Here is a 25744-nt window from a genome sequence, read left to right on the forward strand (position 1 = left end):
AAAAGCCGCTTTGAAGTTTAACTTCTAAGCGGCTTAATATTGGCATATTAATCTGTTTTTATGACAGATTTATGACAAACATTTCCCTTACTGCTATGGCATTAATCGGTCGATTTCTATGCGGTTTCGACCTAGAGATTTAGCTTGGTACAAACACTTATCAGCGCGTTTAAAAATACCGTACTTGCCATCTTTACTACGAAAATCAGTTGCGCCAATACTAATGGTGATATGGCCGACGTCAGTAAACACAAAGCTCTCTACAGCGCTACGAATACGCTCTAGTTGGCTGTCTAGGTTTTCGACATTTGTTGAAATAATCGCAAACTCTTCACCGCCGTAACGGAATATCTGATCATGCCCGCGACTGTTGGCTTTTAATATCTCTACGACTTCTTTAAGAATGATATCACCGATATCATGACCGTAATTGTCGTTAACTTGCTTAAAGTGGTCAATGTCCAACAATACCAAGGCGTGTTTAACTTCTTGCTGTTCAAACGCCGTAAGCGCCCTATTCATCGAGAGTTCGTAAGCTTGTCGGTTATTTAGCTTGGTTAAATTATCTCGCTCTGACAGTACTTGATATTTTTTCTGATCAATAAAGAAGTAAATCATCAACAGTAAGGTAAACACTAAGTAGCCGATGATCAGCCAATAGACAATGCTTTCTCGGCTCTGCTCGCGCTGTAAAAACTCAGTTTGCTGAATTTGAATATAATTAATTAATTGCTCGCGCTCATTTTGCATAAGGGCTTGATAAATTGACAGTAGACTCGGGTAGTTATCGATAAAGTGCTGACTGTGTTGATAGAATGAAGCAACTAATGTGTGACTGGTCTGACAGTCACTTAACTGACACAAACGCTCACTCTCTTGGTTGATTCCTGGCAACAGGCTGATATCCATCGTTGCCCGCACTTGCGTTATTCCCGCTAACACCGAATACATACTGCGCAATTCAGCCGGTGAAAACTGCTGGTCTGCAAATTCATCAGAGTATTCAACTAACAAGCGAGTTAAAAAGACAAAAGAGTTTTTAGTGGTTGCATTGTAAGCTCGAAAATCATCAAGCTGTTGAGTCAAACTCGTCAGGCGCAACTTGTAATGGGCAAAGTCAGCCATCACCTGGCCCGACAATCGATCTTTACTTTCAAGCTCTTCCAGCATTGCTGCGATTGCATCGCGACTTTCATTGAGTTCAGTGAAATGTTGATTGAGCGCATCAAAACTGTAGTAAAAAACAAACATATTACTCAATACCTCAGCTTTAAACTGGCTATCGATAATCTTGTTTTGATTGGTCAACTGATTCACTTTAGCCGCTAATTGCTGGTTCAAACTGCGCTGATACCCGTAATCGACAATCAAAGCGACACCCAGCAAAATGTAGAGTACAACTAAAATATTGGAGAAGTTATTCTTATTTATCATTTGCTAAAATATCAGGTAATTGACCAGTTAACGTTTTGAGAAAAGCTTCGATACTCTTGCGTTCTGAGGCTTCTATTTTTCTTCCCAAATTAATTTGTGCCATCACATCAATGGCCTTATCGAGTGTTTTAGCTTTACCGTGATGAAAGTACGGCGCTGTTTTGGCCACATTCCGTAAACTCGGTACTCGGTAAACGTACTTGTCCTTGTCACGACCACTAATTTGGAATCTATCGACAACCTCTTGATTCCATTTACGCTTTTTAAAGACCCCGTATTTCTGAAAAGAATTTCCACCAATATTGATACCATTGTGGCAAGACGCGCAGCCGTATTGTTTAAAGAGCTTATAGCCCATGGCTTCTTGTTCTGTTAAAGATATCTCTCCGCGCAGGTATTGATCAAAACGCGCGTTTGGCGTCACCAATGCCTTTTGAAATTCTGCCAACACATCGAGTACCTGTTCAAAGCTGACTTGTTTTTTGCCGTATAGCTTTTCAAAGTTTGCGCCATACTTTTCAGTGACACGTTGTTCAACAGTACTTCGATCAAGTGCCATTTCATTGTTAGATAAAATGGGAAAACTGCTTTGCTCCGCAAGCGTTTTACCACGACCTACCCATGAGAAAATTTGATTAAAGCTGACGTTGTAAACGGTGGGAGTATTTAAGCGAGCAAACTTTTGCTGATAGCCAGGGGAAAACGCTCTCGTGTCGGCACCATTGAAGTAAATATTGTGGCACGACAAACAGGTATAATTTTGATCTTTAGACAGTATTGGATCTAAAAACAGCAACTTACCCAACGCGGCTTTGTCTTCGTTATAGTTAGCTTGCTCAGGTAGCGGAAAAAAAAGATTACTGTTTTGTGCCAATACCGCCGAACTAAACATAGTATGAAATAACAACACACTAATGACGATAATGAACTTCAAGTAACCTCCTCTGCTTACTAAACGACCAACTTATATTCTAACCGAGTTTATTGTCACAAGCTAGTCGAGAGCTATGACAAAAGTTACGGAAACTATTTACGTTCTAAATACTTAGCAAGCGCCTCAGTCGGCATAGGTTTAGCGATAAAGTAACCTTGAACGGCATCACAACCAAGACTTTTTAGAATACTGAGTTGGCTTTCATCTTCGACACCTTCAGCCAGTACTCGCTTACCTAAGCCATGAGAGAGCTTTATCATGGATTTCACAATGGTGATATCCGAGTCGTTATTGGCAACGTCTTTAATAAAACTGCGATCAATTTTAATTTTATCTATTGGCAATTCTCGCAAGTAGGCAAGTGAAGAATAACCAGTACCAAAATCGTCAATCGAAACACTGATACCCATGTTTTGCAATACAACTATGGTATCCATAACCGTTGCAATATCAGTAATAACGACATTTTCAGTAATTTCTAGTTCTAAACACTTGGGCGGTATTTCGTACTTAAACAACAAGCTTTGAATCGTTGCAATTAGCTTGGGATCTTGAAACTCCACGGCGGTTAAATTAACCGCAACAGTCACACGTCGTTGATATTCTTGATACCAAGCGGCTATTTGCTGACACGCCATATCTAAAACATAGTTGTCGAGTTCGCTACTGAGGCCAAGCTTCTCAATATCGTCTAAAAAGTCGCCCGGAAATAACAGGCCATTTTCAGGGTGTTGCCACCTTACCAAAGCTTCTACGCCCTCTAAACGGTTAGTATAAAGGTTGAGTTGTGGCTGAAAGTGAAGCACCAGCTGATGATCTTGCATCGCTTGCTTTAACTCTTTTTCTCGCGCCAACAGCTCTTGGCTTTGCGCCTCCATGCCCGGTTGATAAGCCAATCCTGAAATATTCGTCACTTCCGCTTGGTGCAGCGCTATATTGGCTTTTTGCAATAAATCTTCTGCAACATCGCCGTGGGTAGGAAACGTCGCGTAGCCGGTGGTTGCTTGAATCAAAATGCTTTCTTGCCCTATTTGATAAGCGCGACTAATCACCTCATGCAAATGGGTTTCAACGACCTTAAGCTGCTCTTGCTGGTAAACTTCCACCGCGTAAATAAACGAATCGCCACTGAGTCGACCAACGATATTCGGCATCAAAATACTTTGTCGTAAACGCGTTGCAACTTCACCTAAAACTTGATCACCTGCTTTTAAGCCATAAGTATTGTTAAGAAATTTAAAGTGCTTAATATCAATCAGAAATAACGCAAGCTCACTGCCATTATCACGCGCTTGTTCCATCGCAAGTGGTAACTTTTCCATCACTTGTTCACGATTTAAGGCACCGGTTAACGAGTCGTGTTTATCAAGATATTTAGCCTTGTTTTTAACGTGATCAGTTTGATAACGTTCGGCTTCCTGCAACCATATTAACACTATAAAACCAAGTACCATGTGACCACCGGCATCTAGGTATGGCAGCACCAATAAAATGCTGCGAAACCAGTCGGTAGCTAACACGATGACTGAACCAAACGCGAACAGCAAATAACGCAACGTAAACCACGCCGCTAGAGTTATCATCACCCTGCGCGTAAAGAAGGCCGTGCGAATCATCCACAGGGAAATACCAACGAACAAAAAGCTACAGCCGTAAATTAAGGAAACCAGGCTTTCGCGCAAGTAAAAACGGCTATACAAGGCGGTGCTATCGGTGGCATAAGCGATAACACTAAATGCCGATAAAATGACAATAAAGGCACTGCTCAACACTAGCCATTTAAACCCAACCCGATTTCGGCTGCGGGCAATATATATCGCAAATAACAAGAAAAGTAAGTGGAGATATTTGCTCGCGACAATCAAAAAAGAGACGAGGAGGTATTGCGAACTCGCTAAGCTGACGATACCCAACCACGACTGTATGGCTAAACCAACGAGGCTAGTCGCTAGAAAGAATAAGCTAATGGTTAAGAGCTTAATAAAAGTGACACCTGAATCTCGGTAAAACAGCAGCACGAGAAAACTCAACACTAGCATCACTAGTGCTTCAACTGAGTATAAGGTTGAAAGTCCGAGTAAGGTGGCCGCCATTCAGGCTACTTTTTTTAAAAATAATTAGCTGTATTAAATAATGTTTTATTGACTAATACAAGTAGATTTCCCCGGGAACAACCGCTTGTGCTAGCTTGTTAAGCCGTTATACTAGCAGTGACTTTTGCTTCAATACGAGTGCGAGAACACTATGGAATATAATACCTCTGAGCTTTGTGATATTTACGCCGACTTAATTGACGTGGTAGAACCGATTTTTAGTAACTATGCCGGCCGAAATTCATTTGGTGGTCAGGTGGTTACATTAAAATGCTTCGAAAACAATGGCTTAATCCAGCAAGTATTGAGCAATGACGGTACTGGCAAAGTCCTAGTCATCGATGGCGGCGGCTCTACTCGTCGAGCCCTTATCGATATTAGCTTAGCTGAACTTGCGGCTGAAAACGGCTGGGAAGGTATTGTTTGTTACGGCAGTGTTCGCGACGTCGATGCCCTAGAAGAGATTGATTTAGGCATCCAAGCACTGGTTTCAATCCCCGTAGGTGCAACCGATGAAGAAATTGGTGAAAGTGATGTTGCCATTAACTTTGCCGGCGTTACCTTCTTGCCTGAAGATCACATTTACGCCGACAACACGGGTATTATTTTATCCCCTGAACCATTAGATATTGAGTAACACGTCAAACGGTTCGGTTACTCCAACAAATCAACGACTCGGGTGCTGGCGCTGCCAGCTCTCTAACCAAGGTTCAATTGCATCTAGTTCAACACCATCTTCAATCATTTTTCCTTGAAGAACCCTGCCACCAACTTCTTGAAAAACTTTACCGGTAGCGGCGGTATCAACACCATAGCCAATTAACGGTAGTTTCATTACTTGTGCAAGATTAACCAAAGCGTTAGCGATTGCTTTGTCTTCTTTGTGTTCTAGACTGGCAATATTGTGACAATTAACTTTAACTTGCTGAACCGTTAATCGGCGCAAATAGCGCAGTGCCTCATAGCTTCCTGAGAAATCACTAATACAAATACGAACACCGAGTACTCGCAGCTGATCAATAATCAACTTAGCGCGCTCAGACGCGTTTAACAACACAGTTTCATTGAGCTCAATAACAAAGTATTTTGCCGACAACGAGTAATTGCTGAGCTGCTGTTCGATATAATCAACAAGGTCTGGCTCTAACAATTCTTGGCTCGACAAATTAACTGAAATGGGCTGATAAACACCGGCTTGGTGAATGCGATGCAATGCATGAAAAGCTTGCTTTAACATCGTCCGCGTAAGTCGGTAGAGCTCACCACTAAACTCAGCAATTGAGACAAATTCATCCAAAGCCAACAGTTGCTCTCGTTGGTAGTGCCAAAACACCTGCAATTCAAAACCTTTGAGCGCCTTGCTTGATAACTCAACCTGAGGTTGTATACGCCATGTTAAATTCTCTTGTTCAATATCTTGTTTCAAACGTTCCATTTTCAATAACTGACGCTCGTTATATAAAATAGATTCTTGATCAAAATAGGCAATGGTTTGATGTTGCTTTTCACCCATCAATAAAGCGTCCCCAGCATTGGCAATCAACTGTTCAGCGCTATCGCCATATTCGTGTAAAGCCACGCCAAATGCCAACTCAAAGTTTAGTGAGAAGCTTTTAAAACTCATCGCTTCTGGCACGACAGCAACCAATTGCTGACACAAACTTTCAATGACCGAGCGTTCAGGGTGATATTCATCGGTTAAATCAAGCACTACTAAAAAATTCAAACTTTGCAAGCGCGCCACTCTAATCGCTGAAGAAGACTGAGCAAAATTAAGCAAACTCGAGTCGTGTTCTAAGTGCTTTTGCAAACAGTAAGCAAACTGAAGCAGGAGCAAATCTGAGTTTTGGTGGCCCAGTACTTTGTTAACCTTTTTAAAATTTATCGGCTTAAAAACAATTGCCGCGCAACTTTTGTGTTCGTCATCTTTGAGAAACTCGCCAAAGCGCTCAATGGCATGAGCATAACTAGGCAAGTTAGTAATCGGATCATAAATAGAGGGTTTAGCAACGAGGTAAGCATTCTCTTGTTTTTGATGTTCAATTTCTTTTCGCTGCTGGCTAATTTTTTTTACAATACTCCAACTGGTGTTGAGCATTGCCATCAAGTAAGCGAGCATCGCAGAAACCACCAGCCAAAGAATACTCACTTGTACCGTTAACCATAAGTAAAGCGCCGTTGCAAAAACACAGGCTAGCAACCAAAGGGCAACATTTCGTGCAATAGAAATTTTATACTTTGCCGTGATGATAATCAGTCGACTAAATGCCAACAGTAAAATTAATCCACTGACTAACAGCCACACTAAATAGGCGTCTAGTTTCGGGTAAATGAACAGTGTTGCGATATATCCAAACGCGCTAAGAGCAATGCCGCCAACGATATAATTGGCCGACGCAATTTGATACTCCTCACTGGCGCTAGTTAAAATCGGCCACACCGACAGTATCGAGAGAAAAACAACACTAGACGCCAGAATAACCAGTTGTTGATTATCAGAGACATGATTACTGGCATAGAGTAAAGTGAGCAAGCTTATTACTAACACTACCGGGTAGCGCCAGCTCGCTTTCATCGACTTTTTCGCCAAACTCGTCAGTAGCAATAACGGTAAGCTCAAGCCCAACAAGAAAGCAATATTGAATTCAATAAAAGAAAATGTATTAACCTTGGCTGCTGCCGGAAAGCTAAACAACAGCATCAGTAAAGCAACAAAGGGTTTGTTACATACTGATAACGAAAAAGCCCGACGATTATCCATTTTGGCATTTGCACTTATATTCACTACGACTCTCCTTAGCCTATAATAAAATTGCGATGATTGTACAGGCAACGCCTGAACAAAAATCAGTCAATTGTGATTAATTTATCGTTATTTTGCCGCCAATCATTAATTTAGTCAGTGGATTAACACCAAATTGGTAACTGAGCTCTGCCGGTTGACTAATTTGCCAACAAGCAATATCGGCATCAAGCCCAACTGCCAACTGGCCTTTATTACTTGCTAACCCCAATGCTTTAGCACCAAAACAAGTTACCCCTGCCAGTGCCTCAGCTGGTGTAAAACGAAACAGCGTACAGGCCATGTTGAGCATTAATTGAATAGAATGAATAGGTGACGATCCCGGATTGGCATCGGTGGCAATCGCCATAGGTACTTGATGTTTGCGCAGCAAATCAATTGGCGGCAGTTGCGTTTCTCGCAAAAAGTAAAACGCTCCCGGTAAAATCACCGCGGTCATATTGGCGTTTTTCATCGCGATAACGCCCTGCTCCGACAAATATTCAACATGATCAGATGACAACGCCTGATACTTAGCAGCCAAAACACTGCCTCCTAAATCAGACAGTTGCTCAGCATGCACTTTTATCGCTAAACCATGTTCTTTAGCGGCGACAAAAACCCGTTCGGTTTGCTCAAGGTTAAAGCCAATGTTTTCGCAAAATACGTCAACCGTATCTGCTAAACCTAGTTCGGCAACCTGCGGAATCATTTGCTGGCAAACTAAATCGATATAGCCATCGCCATCGTCTTTAAATTCAGTTGGCAATGCGTGCGCGCCCAAAAAGGTTGGTTTAATCGTCACGGGAAAATGTGCTTTAAGTTCATTAGCAACCCGCAGCATTTTTAGCTCATTAGCGCAATCCAAACCATAGCCCGACTTAATCTCAATAGTGGTAACACCCTGCCTATAAAGCGCATTTAATCTCGGTTTAGCACTTGCCAATAGATCTTGCTCACTGGCGGCACGAGTTGCGGCAACCGTTGAAACAATGCCACCGCCGGCTTGTGCTATTTCTTGATAGCTTTTACCTTGCAGGCGCATTTCAAACTCATTGGCCCGTTGGCCGCCGTAAATAATATGGCTGTGACAATCAATCAAGCCCGGTGTTAACCACTGCCCCTGGCCATCTATCACTTGTACTTTTTCACTGTCGTATGTGGGTAAATCAGACTGTTTACCAAGCCAAGCTATTTTATCGTCTGCGATAGCAAGCGCACCGTTTTCAATTGCGCCGTAACTGTTACTGCCGTCAGTCATCGTCGCTAAATGCACGTTAATCCAAAGAGTTTGCCAGTGTGTTGTCGGTGAAAATGTCATTTGGGTTGAAGTCTTATTGTCACATTGAATAGTGAGACTGTAATCAGTTTACTCAGTGAAAGCAAGAGTTGTATATACAAGCATTGCTTTTAGCTAAAAAACATGAGATTGTATAGACAACTAAATTCACCAAAAACACTCAACAATCTAGAGCAATAACTAATGGCGCCAGCGAAATTTACCCAAATCAAGCAGTTTATTTGTGATCAAATCGAATCAGGTCAATGGCAGCAACACAGTAAAGTGCCATCAGAAAATGAGCTCGCCGAGCGTTTTAACGTTAGTCGCATGACCGCTAGACGGGCACTACAAGAGCTAACCGAACAAGGGTTATTGGTTCGCAGCCAAGGTGCTGGTACTTTTGTCGCGACCTTTAAATCGCAGTCGTCGATGTTGGAAATAAAAAATATTGCCGTTGAAATAGAAGGCCGTGGTCATCAACACCACGCGATATTGCTCGAACTTAGCAGTCGTGAACTCGATCGTGAATTGGCAATCCAGTTAAACTTGAACCCCGGCGATCAAGTTTACTACTCGGAGATCTTACATTGCGAAAACGATCAACCGCTGCAACTTGAGCAGCGTTATGTTAACGCCAATGTTATTCCCGGCTACAACAAACAAAACTTCAAAAAAATAACGCCGCATGAGTACCTTTCGGCACAGGCACCACTGACTGAAGCAACACACGAAATAGAGGCAATTTTGCCTTCGCAAACCGTCGCAGACTTTCTACAAATCAGCCAACAACAGGCTTGTTTACAAATCAAACGACGCACCTGGTCAAATCAAGGTGTCGTCAGTTTCGCTATTTTGACCGCGCCCGGCGACAAGTATCGCCTTGGTGGTCATTTAACCTTTCAGGAATAATCGTCATGACAAATACAGCAAATAACAGGCTCGATCCGAGCCGTAATATTCGCGCAACACGTGGCAGTGAAATTACCGCTAAAAGCTGGTTAACCGAAGCCGCTAAGCGCATGCTAATGAATAACTTAGACAACGAAGTTGCCGAACATCCACAAAACTTAGTGGTATATGGTGGCATTGGCCGCGCCGCTCGCGATTGGCAGTGCTTCGACAAAATCGTCGAAACCTTAGACCGACTAGAAGATGACGAAACGTTATTAGTACAATCAGGCAAACCAGTTGGCGTTTTTCGCACCCACAGCGATGCGCCACGCGTGTTGATTGCTAACTCAAACCTAGTGCCAAACTGGGGCAACTGGGAACACTTTAACGAGCTCGATAAAAAGGGCTTGATGATGTACGGTCAAATGACCGCAGGTTCTTGGGTTTACATTGGTTCACAAGGTATTGTTCAAGGGACTTATGAAACCTTTGTCGCCATGGCCAAGCAGCACTTTAATGGGGACGCCAAAGGTAAGTGGGTACTTACAGGTGGTTTAGGTGGTATGGGTGGTGCACAACCACTAGCGGCGACAATGGCGGGTTTTTCAGCATTAGTGGTTGAGTGTGATGAATCGCGTATCGACTTTCGCATCAACACGCGCTATGTCGATGTTAAAGCTACCGACTTGGATGAAGCACTGAATATCATTAATGACGCTTGTGCCAAAGGCGAAGCCATTTCAGTTGGCTTACTCGGCAACGCCGCCGATGTATTCCCTGAATTAGTCAAACGCGGTATCACACCAGATGTCGTGACTGACCAAACCTCTGCCCACGATCCACTAAACGGTTACTTGCCGCAAGGTTGGAGCATGGAACACGCAGCAGAAATGCGCAAGCAAGATGAAGCTGCAGTGGTAAAAGCGGCAAAACAGTCTATGGCCGTGCAAGTGCAAGCCATGCTTGCTCTACAAGCAGCCGGTGCAGCAACCACCGACTACGGCAATAACATTCGCCAAATGGCATTAGAAGAAGGCGTAAATAATGCCTTTGACTTCCCAGGTTTTGTTCCTGCTTATATTCGCCCATTGTTCTGCCAAGGTATTGGTCCATTTCGTTGGGTAGCACTTTCTGGTGACCCTGAAGATATCTACAAAACTGATCAAAAAGTTAAAGAACTGATTCCAGACGATGCTCACTTACACAACTGGCTTGATATGGCCAAAGAGCGCATTGCCTTCCAAGGTTTACCTGCTCGTATTTGTTGGGTCGGCTTAAAAGATCGCGCTCGTCTTGCATTAGCCTTTAACGAAATGGTTAAAAATGGCGAACTTAAGGCGCCGATTGTTATTGGCCGTGACCACTTAGACTCAGGTTCAGTTGCTTCGCCAAATCGCGAAACAGAGAGCATGTTAGATGGCTCTGACGCAGTATCAGACTGGCCGTTATTAAACGCATTGTTATCAACCTCTGGCGGCGCCACTTGGGTGAGCTTACACCACGGCGGTGGCGTTGGTATGGGCTTTAGCCAACATTCAGGTGTGGTGATTGTCGCTGACGGCAGTGATGCCGCAGCAAAACGCTTAGGTCGTGTATTGTGGAACGACCCGGGCACTGGTGTTATGCGCCATGCCGATGCCGGTTACGACATTGCCATTGATTGCGCCCGCGAACAAGGTTTAGACCTGCCGATGATTGAAGGTGCCAATGGCGCTGCTAGCCAGAACAAAAACGAGGGCTAATCATGATTGATAAATTAGTAATAAAACCAGGTCAGTTAACATTAGCCGAGTTGCGCGCCGTTAGTCAGTTTGACGGCATTGAATACAGCTTAGATAGCAGTGCTTTCGACGCCATCAACAAAAGCGCTGACGCGGTTCAAGATGTAATCAAAAAAGACCAAGTGGTCTACGGTATCAACACGGGTTTTGGTTTATTGGCCAACACCCGTATTAAAGCCGACGAATTAGAGTTGTTGCAACGTTCAATCATACTCTCTCATGCCGCTGGTTTTGGCGAGTACATGGAAGACGCCACGGTACGGTTAATGATGGTGTTAAAAATCAACTCGTTGGCGCGTGGTTTTTCAGGTATTCGCTTGTCAGTGATTCAAGCGCTTATTCAATTGTTGAACGCAGAAGTTTATCCGTGTGTGCCGAAAAAAGGCTCAGTAGGTGCTTCAGGTGACTTAGCGCCGCTTTCTCATATGGTGTTACCACTGTTGGGCGAAGGAGAAATGTCTCACAACGATGAGATTATTCCAGCCGTTGAAGGCCTAAAAATTGCTGGCCTTGAGCCGCTGACGCTGGCAGCAAAAGAAGGTTTAGCCCTGTTAAATGGCACTCAAGCGTCAACGGCATTCGCTTTAGAAGGCTTGTTTGCCGCTGAAGATACTTTTGCCGCTGGTGTGACTATCGGCGCAATGTCGGTTGAAGCCGCAATGGGGAGCCGCGCGCCATTTGACGATCGCGTCCACCAAGCCCGTGGTCAAAAAGGTCAAATTGACACGGCCATGGCTTATCGTCATATCTTAGCGGATAGCTCTGCCATCGCCGAGGCTCACGTTGATTGTGAAAAAGTTCAAGATCCTTACTCGCTGCGTTGTCAGCCACAGGTAATGGGCGCTTGTTTAACCCAAATTCGCCAAGCAGCAGAAGTACTGCACACGGAAGCTAATGGTGTTACCGACAACCCACTGGTATTCGCCAACGAAGGTGACTTTATCTCGGCGGGTAATTTCCACGCTGAGCCCGTTGCCATGGCGGCAGATAACCTAGCGCTGGCTATTGCCGAAATTGGCGCGCTGTCTGAGCGCAGAATGGCATTATTGATTGACGCTAGCTTGAGTAAACTACCGGCATTTTTAGTGGAAAACGGCGGCGTAAATTCAGGCTTTATGATTGCCCAAGTAACTTCGGCAGCGCTTGCATCTGAAAACAAAACACTGGCGCACCCCGCATCAGTTGATAGCTTACCAACCTCAGCTAACCAAGAAGATCACGTTTCTATGGCAGCGTTTGCCGGAAGACGCCTAATGGATATGGCAGAGAATACTGTCGGCGTACTTGCGGTTGAGCTGTTAGCGGCAGCCCAAGGCTTAGATTTTAGAGCACCGTTGAAAGCTAGTGAGCACATTGAAGACGCTAAGGCTATCTTGCGTGAATATGTGAGTTACTACGACAAAGACAGATATTTCGCCCCGGATATTGCCGAAGCGGCTGGCATTATTAGCGATGGTGAGTTTAACCACTTAATGCCTGCATCATTATTGCCAAGCTTTCATTAATTGGACATTTGATCCTTTAGCTCGATAAAAGCGCTAGCTATCGCGATCAAAATTAACTCGACATAAAAAACCAACCAATCACTGATATTGGTTGGTTTTTTGTTTTTATTGCTCCAATCAATAGAAATTCTTGAGTTTTCAACCTCAGTGCATATCTTCATCCTTTCTCTGAAAACCTTGTTTTTACTGAGCTGTCGTAATAATGTCAGCTAAAAGTCACCCTAAATAGTTTGGCATTTTTGCCAATAGTCTTGATGCTAGCGACGAAACCTTGCCAATGGTATTACAAGGCAAAATAGGAAAACCAATGAAAGTATCCGCAGAAAAAATAAAACAACTTAGAAAACAACAATCGTGGTCACAAGAGCTATTAGCTAAGGCATCAGGCTTGAGCTTGCGAACCATACAACGAGTTGAAAAAGACAGTAATGCTTCCTCGGAAACACTGCTTGCTTTAGCTGCTGCTTTTAACCTTTCGCCCAGCCAATTGTGCAATGTTTCTGTTGAATTAAACGCTCATTGGAAATGGAGAAATATTATGCAAAATGCGCTAGCGCTTACCGTGATGATTTGTGCCGTTGTGTTCCTGTTATTTTTAGCAGCCCCACTGCACATATATATAGACAAGGTGAGTATTCTTTTTACACCATTATTTATGCACGCCTGCACTATTATGGCATTTGGTAATTCGGGTCTTATAAAATCACTCTCGGGTTTAAAGCATTTGTTTAGCCAACAGGTTGAATACTCAAGTGCAAGTGTCCAGTTAAGCTCGATATACGATAAACAAATTCAATTCATCTACGGTGGAGCATTCATCGCAGTATTAGTTGGTACCGTAGCCATTCACGGTAATATTGATTTACAGGACGATCTCAAATTTCATCACGGCTACGCCGTTAACATTCTGGTTTTCTTTTACGCCGCAGTTTTTGCTGAAGGCGTCTTACGCCCGTTAAAAACCAAACTGGTCGCCAATCAGAGCTTATCGAGTAGTTAACTAAATCACTATTAAACCAATTAGTTAATTGAAAGCCTTAGTTGTTTAACACAACTAAGGCTTTTCAGTACTATCGCTTCACCCTGAAAAGCTTGACATATTATGTCGTAACAATTAGTGTAATTGCATTAATTAAACAGGTACATCGGAGGTTGTTATGAAAAGTATTCCGACATGGATAAAAGTGGTTGCCTTACTATTGGTTGCTTTTACCTGCTACGCCATGAGTGTTGAAGCAGGAATATTAGCTTTATTTATTATTGGTTTAACTGCTGAATTATGTGCGTGGTTTGTACTTGGCCGCAAAACCAGTCGTGCTTCGCGATTAAAAAAGGCCAGAGCATTTCTCAATAGTGAACAACTCAGTAAACACCACTAGCTCGATTGGCTTTTTATCAATCGGTATAAGAGTTGATCATCACTTAATTACACAGGAGCTGCAACTATGGATATGCTATTAAACGTCGAACTCTGGTTAGTGCTAGGTTTAGTGTTGGCACTAGCCGAAATCATTATTCCTGGCGGTATCTTAGTTAATCTTGCCATAGCCTCATTTATCGTCGCTTTTGGCGTCGGTTTCAATTTACTCACCACTTGGGTAGCAGCGCTAACCACTTGGTTTATCTCAGCGAGTTTGCTGTTATTTGTCATTTACTTTTTTACCGACAAGCTGTTTAAATCTGGCCAGCGAGTCGACAACGTCTATGAAGAAGTCGACATTTACGGCAAAGAAGTTCTGGTCACAGAAACCATTGGCCCAGGGCAACACCAAGGCCGCGTTGAGTTTCAAGGCACCAGCTGGACTGCGCTGAGCGACGGCAGTGAAATCAGTGCAGGCAACACTGCAACCATTGTCTGCAAAGAAAATATTTCACTGATTGTTGAAGCCAAAAAATAACGTTTACTAATAAGCATAGATAATTGCTATTAGCGTAACCCTACTAATACGGATTTTTAACTAGGAGTTTTTATGTTAGCCACCTTAACCTTTGTCTTGCTCGGGCTGATATTTATTATCAGTAAACTGATTTTAATCGTCCCCATGCGCGAAGTTTGTATCGTTGAACGCTTGGGTAAATTTAAAGCGGTGATGCAGCCGGGATTGCACTTTTTAATCCCATTTATCGATCGGGTTGCCTATCGCCATGAAATTCGTGAACAAGTGCTCGACATACCAGCGCAAAGTTGTATTTCTCGCGACAATATTCAAATCGACGTCGATGGCTTGGTTTATATCCAAGTGATGGATGGTGTTAAAGCCAGCTATGGCATTGAAGATTATCGCCGCGCCAGCGTTAATTTAGCGCAAACCACGATGCGCTCTGAAATTGGTAAATTGAAACTGAGCCAAACTTTTTCCGAACGCGACACTTTAAACGAAACCATAGTTCGCGAAATCGACAAAGCTTCAGATCCTTGGGGCATCAAAGTACTGCGCTATGAAGTGCGCAATATCACGCCGTCGGAAAACGTTATTCATACCCTTGAAAAACAAATGGAAGCAGAACGGCAAAAGCGTGCGGAAATCACCTTAGCGCAGGCGGAAAAAGAATCGACCATTAACCTCTCAGAAGGTGAGCGCCAAGAAGCGATAAATTTATCGGAAGGCGACAAGCAACGACAAATAAATGAAGCCTATGGCCGCGCCAAGGAAATTGAAATTCTCGCCAATGCCACTGCTGAAGGCATCAATTTAGTCGCCGAAGCGGCGTCAAAGCCAGGTGGTAAACAAGCGATAAAAATGCGCTTATTAGAGCAGTTTATCAAACAAACAGGAACGGTATTAGACACTGCTGATGTCACCGTATTGCCGACAGAAATTGCCAAGTTAGAAGGTTTTTTTGAAGGTATGGACAAAGTCACCCAAGCTGCTAGCCAACAAGGAGTGAAGTAATGAACTTAGCTAATTTAACCGACTTCGCCTCGATGGACTTAATTGTCCTGTTTATTTGGGCCACTATTTTCTTAACCTTGGCGTTTAAATTTATTAAAGCGATTTGTTTAGTGCCGACTAAATCTGCCTATGTCGTCGAGCGCTTAGGTAAATACCGTTGTACCTTAGAAGCGGGCTTTCATGTGTTACTGCCGTTTATCGACAAAGTCGCTTTTATTCAAGACTTAAAAGAAGAAACCATTGATGTACCGCCACAAGAGTGTTTCTCGAAAGACGAAGTTAAAGTGGAAGTTGATGGCGTTATTTACATTCAAGTGGTTGATGCGGTTAAAGCAAGCTATGGTATTACCGACTACCGCTTTGCCGCCATGCAACTTGCGCAAACCACCACTCGTTCAGTGATTGGTACTTTGGATTTAGATCGCACCTTTGAGGAGCGCGATATCATTAGCGCCAAAGTTGTTGATGTTTTAGATAAAGCCGGTGAAAGCTGGGGCATTCGCGTTCATCGCTATGAAATTAAAAATATCACGCCACCGCTAACGGTAAAAAACGCAATGGAAATGCAGGTCAATGCCGAGCGAGAACGCCGCGCTATTTTAGCCAAGAGTTTAGGTGATAAAGCTGCTCGCATTAATCGCTCAGAAGGCTTGATGACAGAAATGATCAATATTTCAGAGGGTGAAAAACAGCGCCGCATTAATGCCGCCGAAGGTAAAGCAGAAGAAATTTTAGCCATTGCCCGCGCGACAGGTGATTCAATTACCAAAGTAGCAACGGCTATCGAGCAGCCCGGCGGTCAACGAGCATTAGATATGCAATTGTCAGAGCAGTATTTGGCTAATTTTAAAGGTTTGAGCAAAGAGAATCGCAAAGTGATATTGCCAGCTAATTTGCTCGACTTTAACCAATGGCTTAAAACCCTTGGCGTAGAGAATAAATAGCAAATTTACACTCTCACCTAAAAAGACAAAAGCCGGTAGTTAATATAACTACTGGCTTTCTCGATTTTACGCTTAGGCGTATAAACCTAAGTTTTCTTTCGCGTGAGCTTCAAATTCCGTGCAGCCACCAATGTGCTCTTGATCTAAAAAGATTTGCGGTACAGTATTTACTGGCTTACCTACTGTTTTTTCTAAATCCGCTTTTGAGATGCCCTCGGCTTGGATATCAACATAACGGAATTTAAAATCATCGCGTGTTTCAGTTAATTGCTCTGCTACTTGCTTCGCACGCACACAGTAAGGACAACCAGGACGACCAAAAATTACAGCAAACATTATCTTCTCCTCAATAAAATTTGTTTCACTTAATTAACTTGATGTGTGCAGTTTAACCAAGGCCTAATCAACAATAAAATTAATTAAATAGATAGCATTAATTGAAAAAAACTATACAAGATACTTTCTGATTAATGCGGTGAGTGAAACCAATCGATAGAGTAAAAGAACGCAATTAGGACAAAAAACGTTCAGAATAAAGCATAAAAAGTATTACTGTATGCTTATGACTAAAACGCTAAGATTTAAGTGCTATCGCTTAAACACTATCACTAAGGCATTCGAGCTTTAACTTTATTAATAAGTTGTTCTGCGCAGTAAAAACAAAGCACTGCTGTGACGGCAGCAACAATATGCGTTATTAGAGTTAAGCCATCAAGGCTTTCTTGCCACAGAAAAACAATGCCGTTGTAACCGATAAAGGCAAAGTTAAGTAAAGTAATGTGCAGCCACAGAATAACGAACAACCCGAGCGCCTTGCTTTTTGTAATACGATTGTCAGCCCTATGCGCACCAGCCATTAATTTACCTCAGTTAACCAAGTAGATAAATCGTCGTATTGATAGTCATATTCAAGCTGGGCGCGAGTCCAATCATCGGTGATCACTTTACCTGTGCGCTCACTTTGCTCTTGGCTGAATTTAGGCGTCGGTCTGCCAAGTGCTGCTGCCGCCGCTCGATAATATTCGCGTCGGCTTAAATGGGTTTGACTGACACCGTGATAAATACGGTGTTCACTATCTAACTTACCGCTACTACCTAGGCTACCTTTGTTTAACATCGCCAGCAACAAGCCAATAACATCAGCTTGATGAATAAGATTAACCGGCTGCTCTGGCGCACTGAACTCTCTTTCAGGAGAAATAAACCGCCCGGGATGACGCTTAGGACCAACTAAGCCAGATAACCTTAAAATTTGGGCGTCGCCAGTGAATTTGAGCAATTCATTTTCTGCCTCAGCCAAAATCGCAACCTTGTCAGCTGTTAGGTTTAGCTCAGTAAACTCATTAACTTCGCCTTCTAAACCATTGGCAATAGCGGTACTGTTAAGCAAAATAATTTGTTTAACGCCGGAAATCTCGGCGGCACTGACTAGATTGGCGATCTTCTCTGGGTAATCAGCTTTGCCGCGTTTTATCTGTGGCGGAATTGCAATAATCAATACACGCTGTTGCAACGCCGGCAGCTTTGCCAAAAGCTCAGGACGTTGCGGTAAGCTTAGCTGGTGATGGTTCAGGTTTAACTGAGCAAACTCTGCCAAACGCTGCTCAGACTGCCCCGTTACCACAACATCACAGCCTTGTTCAATTAACGTTTGTGCTAATGGCTGTCCTAGCCAACCTGCACCAATAATACCAATACTTTGTTTCACGCTGTTTGCTCTCAGTGATTCTTCTTATTGTGTTTTGTCATTTGTTAACTGCTGACCAAGCGTTGCTGGTTGCTTGGTGATTGCCAGTACTTGCTTAGCTAACTCATTCGGTACCATCAATGACAAGCTATATTGCTTAATTAACCAATGTTGACCAGTTTTTACCATGACACCGCTGCCTCGACACCAACCATACTTATCGTTCCACAAGAGTTCATCGAACATTGCAGTATCTGATGTCACTAAATCAATATGACGTTGCTTAGCGATATACTGCCAACCTATACCGCGTTCAAAATAAGGCAGTACAAATTCAGTAAAAGCAGGTTTAGTCCAGCGCTCGCTAGCGTCAGTACCTAAAAATACCGAATCATCCGCCATTAGCCCTAAGTACTTCTCGGCATTAGCATTTGCGGCGGCAGAGTGATAGTTATCTAACTGCTGAGCAATGATCGATTCTTGATCTATCTGCTTAGCATAAACAGCTGACACCAGTGTTAGCCAAGTAATAACGCTCAACATCAAAAGTCGGTTCAACATAGTATTATTTCCTTGTTTGTTATTGTTATTTTTGCTGTTTTAGCTGTTGTTTTTCACCAGTGCAAAATAATTGCCACTAAAGGTTGCAGCCAAGGTATCACCGCAGAAGACTTCAACTGTTATCAATACTCTCACTTTACCTTTTTCGCTCAATTGTTCAGTGTCGAGTTTAACGGTATCACTATCAACTTTTGCATAAGCAACACCCGCCAATGGCGCGTGATATCGGATATCGGCTTTACCTAAAACAATATCAGCATTGAGATCCTGCTTTGCCAACATCAAATGCAGCCAGCCCCAGCCAGTCAATGTTGCTAGCGTATAGATACTGCCAGCAAACATCGTATTGTGCAGGTTCTTGTTAAATTTGAGATCACAATGACACGACAAGCCATGCTCAGAAAAGCTCGCTACCACCAAATTCATCGCCGTACTCATCGGAATAGTTCGATGCCAAGTCTGCTCTAGCTCTTTCACTAAAGCCTGCTCCGTTAAGACGGGCGTAAGTGCTTTCGACATTTGATAATGTTGAATACTACCGTATAACAAATGAGATTGACCGAGGTTTTGATAATTGAGGCGCTGATAAAAAGCCAACGCTTGTTCGCGCGCATTGAGTTGAATTTCTCTAAACCCTACCTCTACGGCAACTTTTTCCAGTGCCGATAATATTTTTTCGCCCAGCCCCTGTCCCTGATATTCAGGTGCAACGGCCATATATCGAACTTGCGCTGTGAATTGGTCAACACCGTGCAAGCGGCCAACGGCAATCACTTGGTCATTCTCATCGACAATCATGCGATGAAAGCTCTGTGATTCTAACTCGTCCTGTTCAGAGCCTTTAGCTTGCTGCCATGGCTGCCTCAATACACGCCAGCGCAACTGGTAATAACGTTCAAACTGCTGCTCGCTATTTGGGGATATTAATTTCATCATCACTTATACTTATTATTGTCACTGTTGGTCAGGAGTTACTATTTAACGTGCCCCTATTACAGCACTTGCGATCAGAACGGTTAGTATACTGCTGGCGCGATCAACACACTAGTATTGCGATAGAACAAAACAGAGATTATCTGTGGCTCACTATCAACAATGTAATACAAAGTATTATGTTACGCCGTCAACCAAGCAGGTTAACACTGCCTCATCAGACAGCGATATTGCTGCCGCTGGTTTATTTTAATCCTGAACACGTAATCGAATTGGGCTTGGGAGGTGGCAATATTGTCCGTTTTTATCACCAGCTCAACGGCCGAGGTAAATTCGTCAAATCCGATAGTTATTGACGTTTTTCAACGCTATTTCAACCCAGAGCAAATTGAATTTTTCATCGTACAGAGACTCGATTCACTCAAGTTTGACCGGACTAACACAAATAGTTGTTGGATGATCAATGATATTTACTGCGAACAACACGACACTCAGCGTCAGCTATTTCAGCAAATATCTGATCGAGTGGCATCGCTTGAAAGACAAGACTTGTTTTCTATTAACTTGAGTAATTATCAGCCTAAAGACATCAGGTATTGGCATCAGTTGCTTAAGCAGCGCCAGCAAGCATCACTTTATTATTTCAAAATTCCCGGCTACCAGAATGTAGTCATTCATTCACTACCAAACGATCGCCGTTATCATCACGCCAGTATATTGCCGGCAAGACTTTATAAACGTTGGCGGCAGTTTTGGCGTTACCACCAACCACTTTATTAAAGCGCAAATATCACTTATTTAGCAGCTGATTTAGGTACAAAAAAACGCTGCTAAAGTAACAACTTGAGCAGCGTTTTTAACTATATTTAAGATGAGCCTATCTATTTCGACCTAATTGGTCATGACTGCTGACCCAGTGACCTGAAATAACTGCTGATTTCAGTGAAATATCGCCAGCTAATACGGTTGCAGCAACAATTTCAGCAAATTTATTGGCTTTGTCTTTGCCAACACAACCTAACATTTGTAAACATTCATTCTGTGTTGGTAAACCTGTGCCACCACCAAAAGTTGCCACGATTAATGAAGGTAAAGTGACCGACAAGTACAAGTCACCATTGTCGAGTAACTGATGCGATAACAAACCAGCGTGGGACTCAACAACATTAGCTTCATCTTGACCTGTAGCAATAAACAGCGACGCAATACCATTGGCCGAATGTGGACCGTTGTAGGCTGAATTCGCCATCATCGCACCAGTGTTTGCCATCACACAGCCATCGGCAAATTGTTTAGTGCTGACCTTCATCACCTTTTGTAAAACTTCGTCTTTAATCACAATTTCAGCAATGACTCGTTTACCGCGTGAATGCAGCATATTGAGGTGTGAATGTTTTTTATCGGTATCCATGTTACCAGACAACAAGTAGCGACACTCAAATGGCGCGTTGGCAATAATCCATTCACACGCGGCAAGAGTTGCTTTACCTACCATATTTTGGCCAGCAGCATCGCCTGTTGTAAAATTAAAACGCAAGTAACGGAAACGAGATACAGACCACTGCTGAATATGTTCGAGTTTGCCGACCGAAGTTGTCGTTTCTGAAATTTCTTTAATTGAATCGAAGTTTTGCTCAACCCATTTACCGAACTCTCTCGCTTCGCGGGCACTGTCAAAAATAAAAGCAGGTGCGCGCTGCATAAAGCCTTCAACAACAGTAGTTTTCACACCACCACACTCGTTGAGCAAACGCATGCCTCGGCTATAACTAGCAACTAATGTCCCTTCAGTTGTTGCCAGTGGCACGTAAAATGAACCTTGAGCGTGTTCCCCATCTATTTGTACTGGCCCGGCAACCCCAACAGGCATTTGGACAATACCAATAAAGTTCTCAATATTACCGGGTAACACATCGGTGCTAATACTGTATTGGCCTGTATGTTCAAATTTGGCACCGGTTTTTTCTTGAATGAAATCACGGCGAACTTTCGCCATTTCATCACTATAATCATTCTCAGAACTACGAGGAATTTTGCTCTCTGTCATGTCTACCATCCATTTGTTTAACTTCGTTATGTTACGTTGAGCAATGACTGAAATAGCAAGCTATCAGCCTTGAAGTTTACTAAGCAGTTTCAACTAACTCAGCAATACAACGACAATCGCAACTGGTGCGCAATTGCTCGGTATTTAATCTATCTTCATTTGAAAATTCATACAAGCGTTTAAATTTCAACTATCAGTTGAAATAAAACCGGTCAATCAAAAAACAGTGTAAAGGCCCTATTATTGCTGATTGATAAAATTTGAGAATAGTCGACATAAAACAAAAACCAAACAAATTAATTGGTTATTTGTACAAAAAAATTAAACCACCGAGTTACACTTTTAAACTGAATGTTACTGGGCCATCGTTGACTAAGGCCACCTTCATATCAGCACCAAAAATGCCCGTTGGCGCACTAAATCCAAGCTCTCGACACTGCTGAGTAAAATACTGGTAGAGCTTTTTACTAAACTCAGGTTCAGCGGCACTGGTAAAACTTGGTCGCATACCTCGAGTCGTATCAGCAGCGAGAGTAAATTGGGAAACCACTAATACATCGCCGCCAATTTGACCAACATTTAGATTCATTTTTCCATGGTCATCTTCAAAAACTCGGTAGCCAGTCACCCGCTCTGCCATGCGCTTGGCTTTTGCTTCATTGTCTTCTGGTTCTATTGCTAGCAACACTAGTAAGCCTTGACCAATTTCGCCAGTAATTTGGTTATCAACCGTCACGCTCGCTTGAGTAACGCGTTGAATCAATGCGATCATAAATTTACGCCTATATTATTTTGAATAGTTGAAAGTTGGCAGTTTCGCCTATGCACTCAGTCACGCTCAGTTAAAAAAGTGGCAATGGTGTCTGTCGCCTTACAAAAGGCATCAATGGTTTGACTTTCAAAGCCGCTATGTCCGGCAAAAGGTAAAACTTGCAACTGTGCATTTGGCCACTGTTGCGCAAGCTGATGAGCAATGTCGAGCTGACACACCATATCGTAGCGACCGTGAATAATAATCGCCGGAATATCGCGAATTACCGCCAGTCGATCAAGCAGACCCACGCCGTTAAAAAAGCAATGGTGATTAAAGTAATGACTTGATATTAAAGCAGTGCAATGGGCGACATGTGCATCATCTACAACTAAGGTACTAAGGTGATGTTCAATCGAAGATAACCTCAACTCCCATAAAAACCAGGCTTTACTGGCGGCTAATACCGCTAATTCATTTTCAGAGGTCAGCAGTTGGTAATAACCTTTTAACGGATCCGATTGATGTTCACTAGGTAAAACAGAAAGGAAATCTTGATAGTATTCAGGAAAGAATCTCGCGGCGCCTTCTGGCTGATAAAGCCATTGGTATTCTTGTTCAGTGCCCAAGAAAATACCGCGCAAGATAAACGCTAGTACTCGATTAGCGTGCTCAATACCGTAGGCTAACGCCAATGTCGTGCCCCACGAGCCACCTGCGACTAACCATTGCTCAATATTGAGGTATTCTCTGATCGCTTCAATATCGTCAATTAAATAATCTAGGTTATTGTCGTCAATACTCGGTGATGGTTTTGACTGACCACTACCGCGCTGATCAAATAAAATAATATGGTATAGCTCAGGGTCAAAATAACGGCGATGATTTTCACTACAGCCGCCGCCTGGACCACCATGCAAATAGATAACCGGAATACCCTTGGGATTGCCACTCGTTTCAACATAAAGTTGATGGTTACCAGCAACAGGTAAATAAAAAGTCTGATTAGGCGTAATTTTCGGGTACAAAGATCTCATATTACTGATTCATCACGGTTATATTAATTAATGTGCTTTACTAAGCTTAGTTGCTATCTGAGTGATTGCCCTGAGTTTCACTTTGCTCTGTCTGCTTTCGCTTTCTGTCTTCGACAAAATTTTCTAACGAAACGGTAAACATAGCGCCAAATAAAACCACGAGCCACGACAAATAGACCCACAGAAATAAGATAGGAATACCGGCCAAAGCACCGTAAATAGCTTTGTAAGATGGCAGCTGAGTGACATAAAAAGCAAAACCCTTTTTGGCAATTTCAAACAAAATCGCCGCGACCGTTGCCCCTGAAATCGCATATTTGAATGGGATTTCTTTGTTGGGTACCACCATATACAAAATCAGAAATGCAGCAATGGATGCAAATAAGGGTAAAGCTCTCACTAAAATATTGGCAATACCCAGTAAGTCGTAGTCACCCAGCGAAACCAAAGATACGATATAAGAAGTCGCAGCAATACTGCTGCCAACGAGCACTGGCCCTAAGGTCAGCACCATCCAATACATAGAAAACGCCGTTATTACTCTTCGTTTCTCGGTGACCTGCCACAGTTTATTGAGCGATTTATCAATCGCTGAAATTAATAACAAGGCAAACAAAAATAAGAAGCTAATTGCAACCGCAGACATCTTTGAGGCGTTTTCAACAAAGCCACTAATGTGCTCTTGCACCACATCACCCGACGCAGGAACAAAATTTTTGTAAACGAAATTTTCAATCAACTCTTTGATATCAGTAAAAATAGGAAATGCCGTCATCACCGACAACATGACAACAATTAGTGGCACTAATGACATCAAGGTCACATAAGACAAATAACCCGCATTAACATGCAATTGCTGTTTTACAACATTTTTACTAAAAAATGCCAAAAACTGACCGCTTACTTTTAGAGAAGGTTTGTTACTAATCAAGTGCTGAAAACTCATAAAAACAATGGCTATTTCAAGTGTTTGTTCTTATATTATGCGTATTGATTTGAGAAAAAAATAGCATTTTTTAAGGGGAAGATATGTCGGGTCAAGGTTCAGGTGGCAATGTGATTGCTGCAATTTGTAGTTTTTTTATTCCAGGTTTAGGTCAGCTCGTACAGGGAAGAATTTTAGCGGCAATATTATTCTTTATAGGTATGGCAATATCTTGGGTCTTAGTTTACGTAGGTATTGGTATCTTTCTAGTTCCTATTGTTTACATATGGTGTATTGTCGATGCAGCAAAATTTAAGGCCAAGGGATGATGAAACAATTACTCACCGTTATTGGCCTAACTTGCACTCTTGCCCTTTCGGGTTGCCAATCAACCTACTATAGTGCGGTTGAGAAGGTCACAGGCCAACATAAGCGCGATATATTAGTTTCTCGCGTTGAGTCAACTAACGAAGCTCAGCAAGAAGCACAACAAGAATTTAAAGATGCGTTGACCCAACTCAGCGAGTTAATCAACTTTGACGGTGGCAAACTGGCCGAGCAATACGATGCCAGCAAAGCTCACTACGAAGATAGTTTAGCTGCTGCTGAAGATGTTCGAGGCCGAATTGATGGTATTGAGAATGTCGCGGAAGCACTGTTTGACGAATGGCAAGAAGAAATAGACCAGTTCACCAACGCCAAGTTGAAAAGCCAAAGCCAAGGACAACTGCGACAAACCCAACGCCGTTACAACAGTGTAATTAAAGCCATGCACAAGGCCGAGAGCCGTATGCAGCCAGTACTAGATGCACTAAAAGATAATGTTTTGTTTCTCAAACACAACCTCAACGCGCAAGCCATTGGTGCCCTACAAGGTGAGTATCAGTCGATTAAAAACGATGTTGAATTGTTGATTGGGGAAATGAATAAGGCAATTGAACAATCAAATGCGTTTATCGCTCAGTTAAAAGAATAATCACTAGCTATAATTCATATGCCAACAGCCGTCGAAGCTCAATAAGGTTTCGATGGCTTATTTTTATCTAAATGTTTTTCTTGCTCTTTATTGAGGTTATCTAATAAGCCCGATAGGCGCTTGATATGCTCTGAATCCACTCGACCTTTTTGGAATCTTTGACTCAATTCCATCAGTTCGGCAAGCTCTTGCGGTGTCATGACAACTCCTTCGTTGTTCGCAATTTAACCACCATAGTAAAGCCAAGTTTTTACTGAAAGTCAAATGCACCTCCAAAAATAGTTATT

At 42.7% G+C, this 25744-nt stretch carries 27 protein-coding genes; 12 read left to right on the forward strand and 15 right to left on the reverse strand.

Annotated features, from left to right (window positions below; translation table 11 throughout):
- Positions 1-93 precede the first annotated feature (93 nt).
- The 3 genes from J7384_RS11320 to J7384_RS11330 form a co-directional block, all read right to left on the reverse strand.
- Positions 94-1434 (reverse strand): diguanylate cyclase, encoded by a 1341-nt coding sequence (locus J7384_RS11320; protein ID WP_209114077.1) that lies wholly within the window; start codon positions 1432-1434, stop codon positions 94-96.
- A complete protein-coding gene (locus J7384_RS11325; protein ID WP_209114079.1) occupies positions 1424-2368 on the reverse strand; it encodes a cytochrome c peroxidase in 945 nt (314 codons plus the stop codon). Before J7384_RS11325 ends, J7384_RS11320 begins: the two co-directional genes overlap by 11 nt.
- 92 nt (positions 2369-2460) lie before the next feature.
- Positions 2461-4461, reverse strand: a complete 2001-nt coding sequence (locus J7384_RS11330) for an EAL domain-containing protein (RefSeq protein WP_209114081.1) — start codon at positions 4459-4461, stop codon at positions 2461-2463.
- Positions 4462-4612: 151 nt separating this feature from the next.
- Between J7384_RS11330 and rraA the strand changes: the two genes are divergently transcribed.
- Positions 4613-5098, forward strand: a complete 486-nt coding sequence (gene rraA / locus J7384_RS11335) for a ribonuclease E activity regulator RraA (protein WP_209114082.1) — start codon at positions 4613-4615, stop codon at positions 5096-5098.
- A gap of 30 nt (positions 5099-5128) precedes the next feature.
- Here rraA and J7384_RS11340 read toward each other — a convergent pair whose 3' ends face one another.
- Entirely contained in the window at positions 5129-7246 is a 2118-nt protein-coding gene (locus tag J7384_RS11340) for a GGDEF domain-containing phosphodiesterase (RefSeq protein WP_209114084.1), read from the reverse strand.
- Between the two features lie 76 nt (positions 7247-7322).
- Positions 7323-8564, reverse strand: a complete 1242-nt coding sequence (gene hutI, locus J7384_RS11345) for an imidazolonepropionase (protein WP_209114086.1) — start codon at positions 8562-8564, stop codon at positions 7323-7325.
- 162 nt (positions 8565-8726) lie between these two features.
- Between hutI and hutC the strand changes: the two genes are divergently transcribed.
- From hutC to J7384_RS11385, 8 genes are all read left to right on the forward strand, one after another.
- On the forward strand, positions 8727-9434 hold the full coding sequence (gene hutC, locus J7384_RS11350) for a histidine utilization repressor (protein WP_209114088.1): 708 nt from the start codon (positions 8727-8729) through the stop codon (positions 9432-9434).
- Between the two features lie 5 nt (positions 9435-9439).
- Entirely contained in the window at positions 9440-11158 is a 1719-nt protein-coding gene (gene hutU / locus J7384_RS11355) for a urocanate hydratase (protein ID WP_209114090.1), read from the forward strand.
- Between the two features lie 5 nt (positions 11159-11163).
- On the forward strand, positions 11164-12702 hold the full coding sequence (hutH, locus tag J7384_RS11360; RefSeq protein ID WP_209114222.1) for a histidine ammonia-lyase: 1539 nt from the start codon (positions 11164-11166) through the stop codon (positions 12700-12702).
- A gap of 307 nt (positions 12703-13009) precedes the next feature.
- Positions 13010-13702 (forward strand): helix-turn-helix transcriptional regulator, encoded by a 693-nt coding sequence (locus J7384_RS11365; protein ID WP_209114092.1) that lies wholly within the window; start codon positions 13010-13012, stop codon positions 13700-13702.
- A 157-nt stretch (positions 13703-13859) separates the two neighbouring features.
- The gene (locus J7384_RS11370; protein WP_209114094.1) at positions 13860-14081 is read left to right on the forward strand and encodes a hypothetical protein; all 222 of its coding nucleotides are present in this window, start codon (positions 13860-13862) and stop codon (positions 14079-14081) included.
- A 66-nt stretch (positions 14082-14147) separates the two neighbouring features.
- Positions 14148-14600: an NfeD family protein gene (locus J7384_RS11375; protein WP_209114096.1), complete on the forward strand. Its 453-nt coding sequence runs from the start codon at positions 14148-14150 to the stop codon at positions 14598-14600.
- 72 nt (positions 14601-14672) lie between these two features.
- Positions 14673-15596, forward strand: coding sequence for a slipin family protein (locus J7384_RS11380; RefSeq protein ID WP_209114098.1), 924 nt, complete (start codon positions 14673-14675; stop codon positions 15594-15596).
- Complete coding sequence (locus J7384_RS11385) at positions 15596-16540, forward strand: stomatin-like protein (protein ID WP_247741759.1); 945 nt, start codon at positions 15596-15598, stop codon at positions 16538-16540. Before J7384_RS11380 ends, J7384_RS11385 begins: the two co-directional genes overlap by 1 nt.
- A gap of 72 nt (positions 16541-16612) precedes the next feature.
- On the opposite strand, the gene J7384_RS11390 is transcribed toward J7384_RS11385, so the two are convergent.
- From J7384_RS11390 to J7384_RS11410, 5 genes are all read right to left on the reverse strand, one after another.
- Entirely contained in the window at positions 16613-16876 is a 264-nt protein-coding gene (locus J7384_RS11390; protein ID WP_209114100.1) for a GrxA family glutaredoxin, read from the reverse strand.
- A gap of 272 nt (positions 16877-17148) precedes the next feature.
- Entirely contained in the window at positions 17149-17397 is a 249-nt protein-coding gene (locus J7384_RS11395; RefSeq protein ID WP_209114102.1) for a hypothetical protein, read from the reverse strand.
- Positions 17397-18248, reverse strand: coding sequence for an NAD(P)H-binding protein (locus tag J7384_RS11400; protein WP_209114104.1), 852 nt, complete (start codon positions 18246-18248; stop codon positions 17397-17399). The genes J7384_RS11395 and J7384_RS11400 overlap by 1 nt, the downstream gene beginning before the upstream one ends.
- 24 nt (positions 18249-18272) lie before the next feature.
- Entirely contained in the window at positions 18273-18788 is a 516-nt protein-coding gene (locus J7384_RS11405; RefSeq protein ID WP_209114106.1) for a nuclear transport factor 2 family protein, read from the reverse strand.
- Between the two features lie 39 nt (positions 18789-18827).
- Entirely contained in the window at positions 18828-19724 is an 897-nt protein-coding gene (locus J7384_RS11410) for a bifunctional GNAT family N-acetyltransferase/hotdog fold thioesterase (protein WP_209114108.1), read from the reverse strand.
- Positions 19725-20015: 291 nt separating this feature from the next.
- Here J7384_RS11410 and J7384_RS11415 point away from each other — a divergent pair, with 291 nt between their 5' ends.
- Entirely contained in the window at positions 20016-20501 is a 486-nt protein-coding gene (locus tag J7384_RS11415) for a hypothetical protein (RefSeq protein ID WP_209114110.1), read from the forward strand.
- A 97-nt stretch (positions 20502-20598) separates the two neighbouring features.
- On the opposite strand, the gene J7384_RS11420 is transcribed toward J7384_RS11415, so the two are convergent.
- The 4 genes from J7384_RS11420 to J7384_RS11435 form a co-directional block, all read right to left on the reverse strand.
- Complete coding sequence (locus tag J7384_RS11420; protein ID WP_209114112.1) at positions 20599-21768, reverse strand: hydroxymethylglutaryl-CoA reductase; 1170 nt, start codon at positions 21766-21768, stop codon at positions 20599-20601.
- A 334-nt stretch (positions 21769-22102) separates the two neighbouring features.
- Positions 22103-22540 (reverse strand): D-aminoacyl-tRNA deacylase, encoded by a 438-nt coding sequence (dtd, locus tag J7384_RS11425; RefSeq protein WP_209114114.1) that lies wholly within the window; start codon positions 22538-22540, stop codon positions 22103-22105.
- A 56-nt stretch (positions 22541-22596) separates the two neighbouring features.
- Positions 22597-23556 carry a prolyl aminopeptidase gene (gene pip, locus J7384_RS11430; protein WP_209114116.1) on the reverse strand — a complete coding sequence of 320 codons (960 nt, stop codon included), beginning with the start codon at positions 23554-23556 and terminating at the stop codon, positions 22597-22599.
- Between the two features lie 46 nt (positions 23557-23602).
- Positions 23603-24502, reverse strand: a complete 900-nt coding sequence (locus J7384_RS11435; RefSeq protein WP_209114118.1) for a virulence factor BrkB family protein — start codon at positions 24500-24502, stop codon at positions 23603-23605.
- 83 nt (positions 24503-24585) lie between these two features.
- Here J7384_RS11435 and J7384_RS11440 point away from each other — a divergent pair, with 83 nt between their 5' ends.
- The gene (locus J7384_RS11440; protein ID WP_209114120.1) at positions 24586-24810 is read left to right on the forward strand and encodes a hypothetical protein; all 225 of its coding nucleotides are present in this window, start codon (positions 24586-24588) and stop codon (positions 24808-24810) included.
- On the forward strand, positions 24807-25457 hold the full coding sequence (locus J7384_RS11445; protein WP_247741760.1) for a DUF2959 domain-containing protein: 651 nt from the start codon (positions 24807-24809) through the stop codon (positions 25455-25457). The genes J7384_RS11440 and J7384_RS11445 overlap by 4 nt, the downstream gene beginning before the upstream one ends.
- Positions 25458-25495: 38 nt before the next feature.
- Here the strand turns inward: J7384_RS11445 and J7384_RS11450 are convergent, their stop codons facing one another.
- Positions 25496-25657, reverse strand: a complete 162-nt coding sequence (locus tag J7384_RS11450) for a hypothetical protein (RefSeq protein ID WP_209114123.1) — start codon at positions 25655-25657, stop codon at positions 25496-25498.
- Positions 25658-25744 lie beyond the last annotated feature (87 nt).

The organism is Endozoicomonas sp. G2_1 (assembly GCF_017744155.1).
Lineage (GTDB): Bacteria > Pseudomonadota > Gammaproteobacteria > Enterobacterales > Alteromonadaceae > JAGHQT01.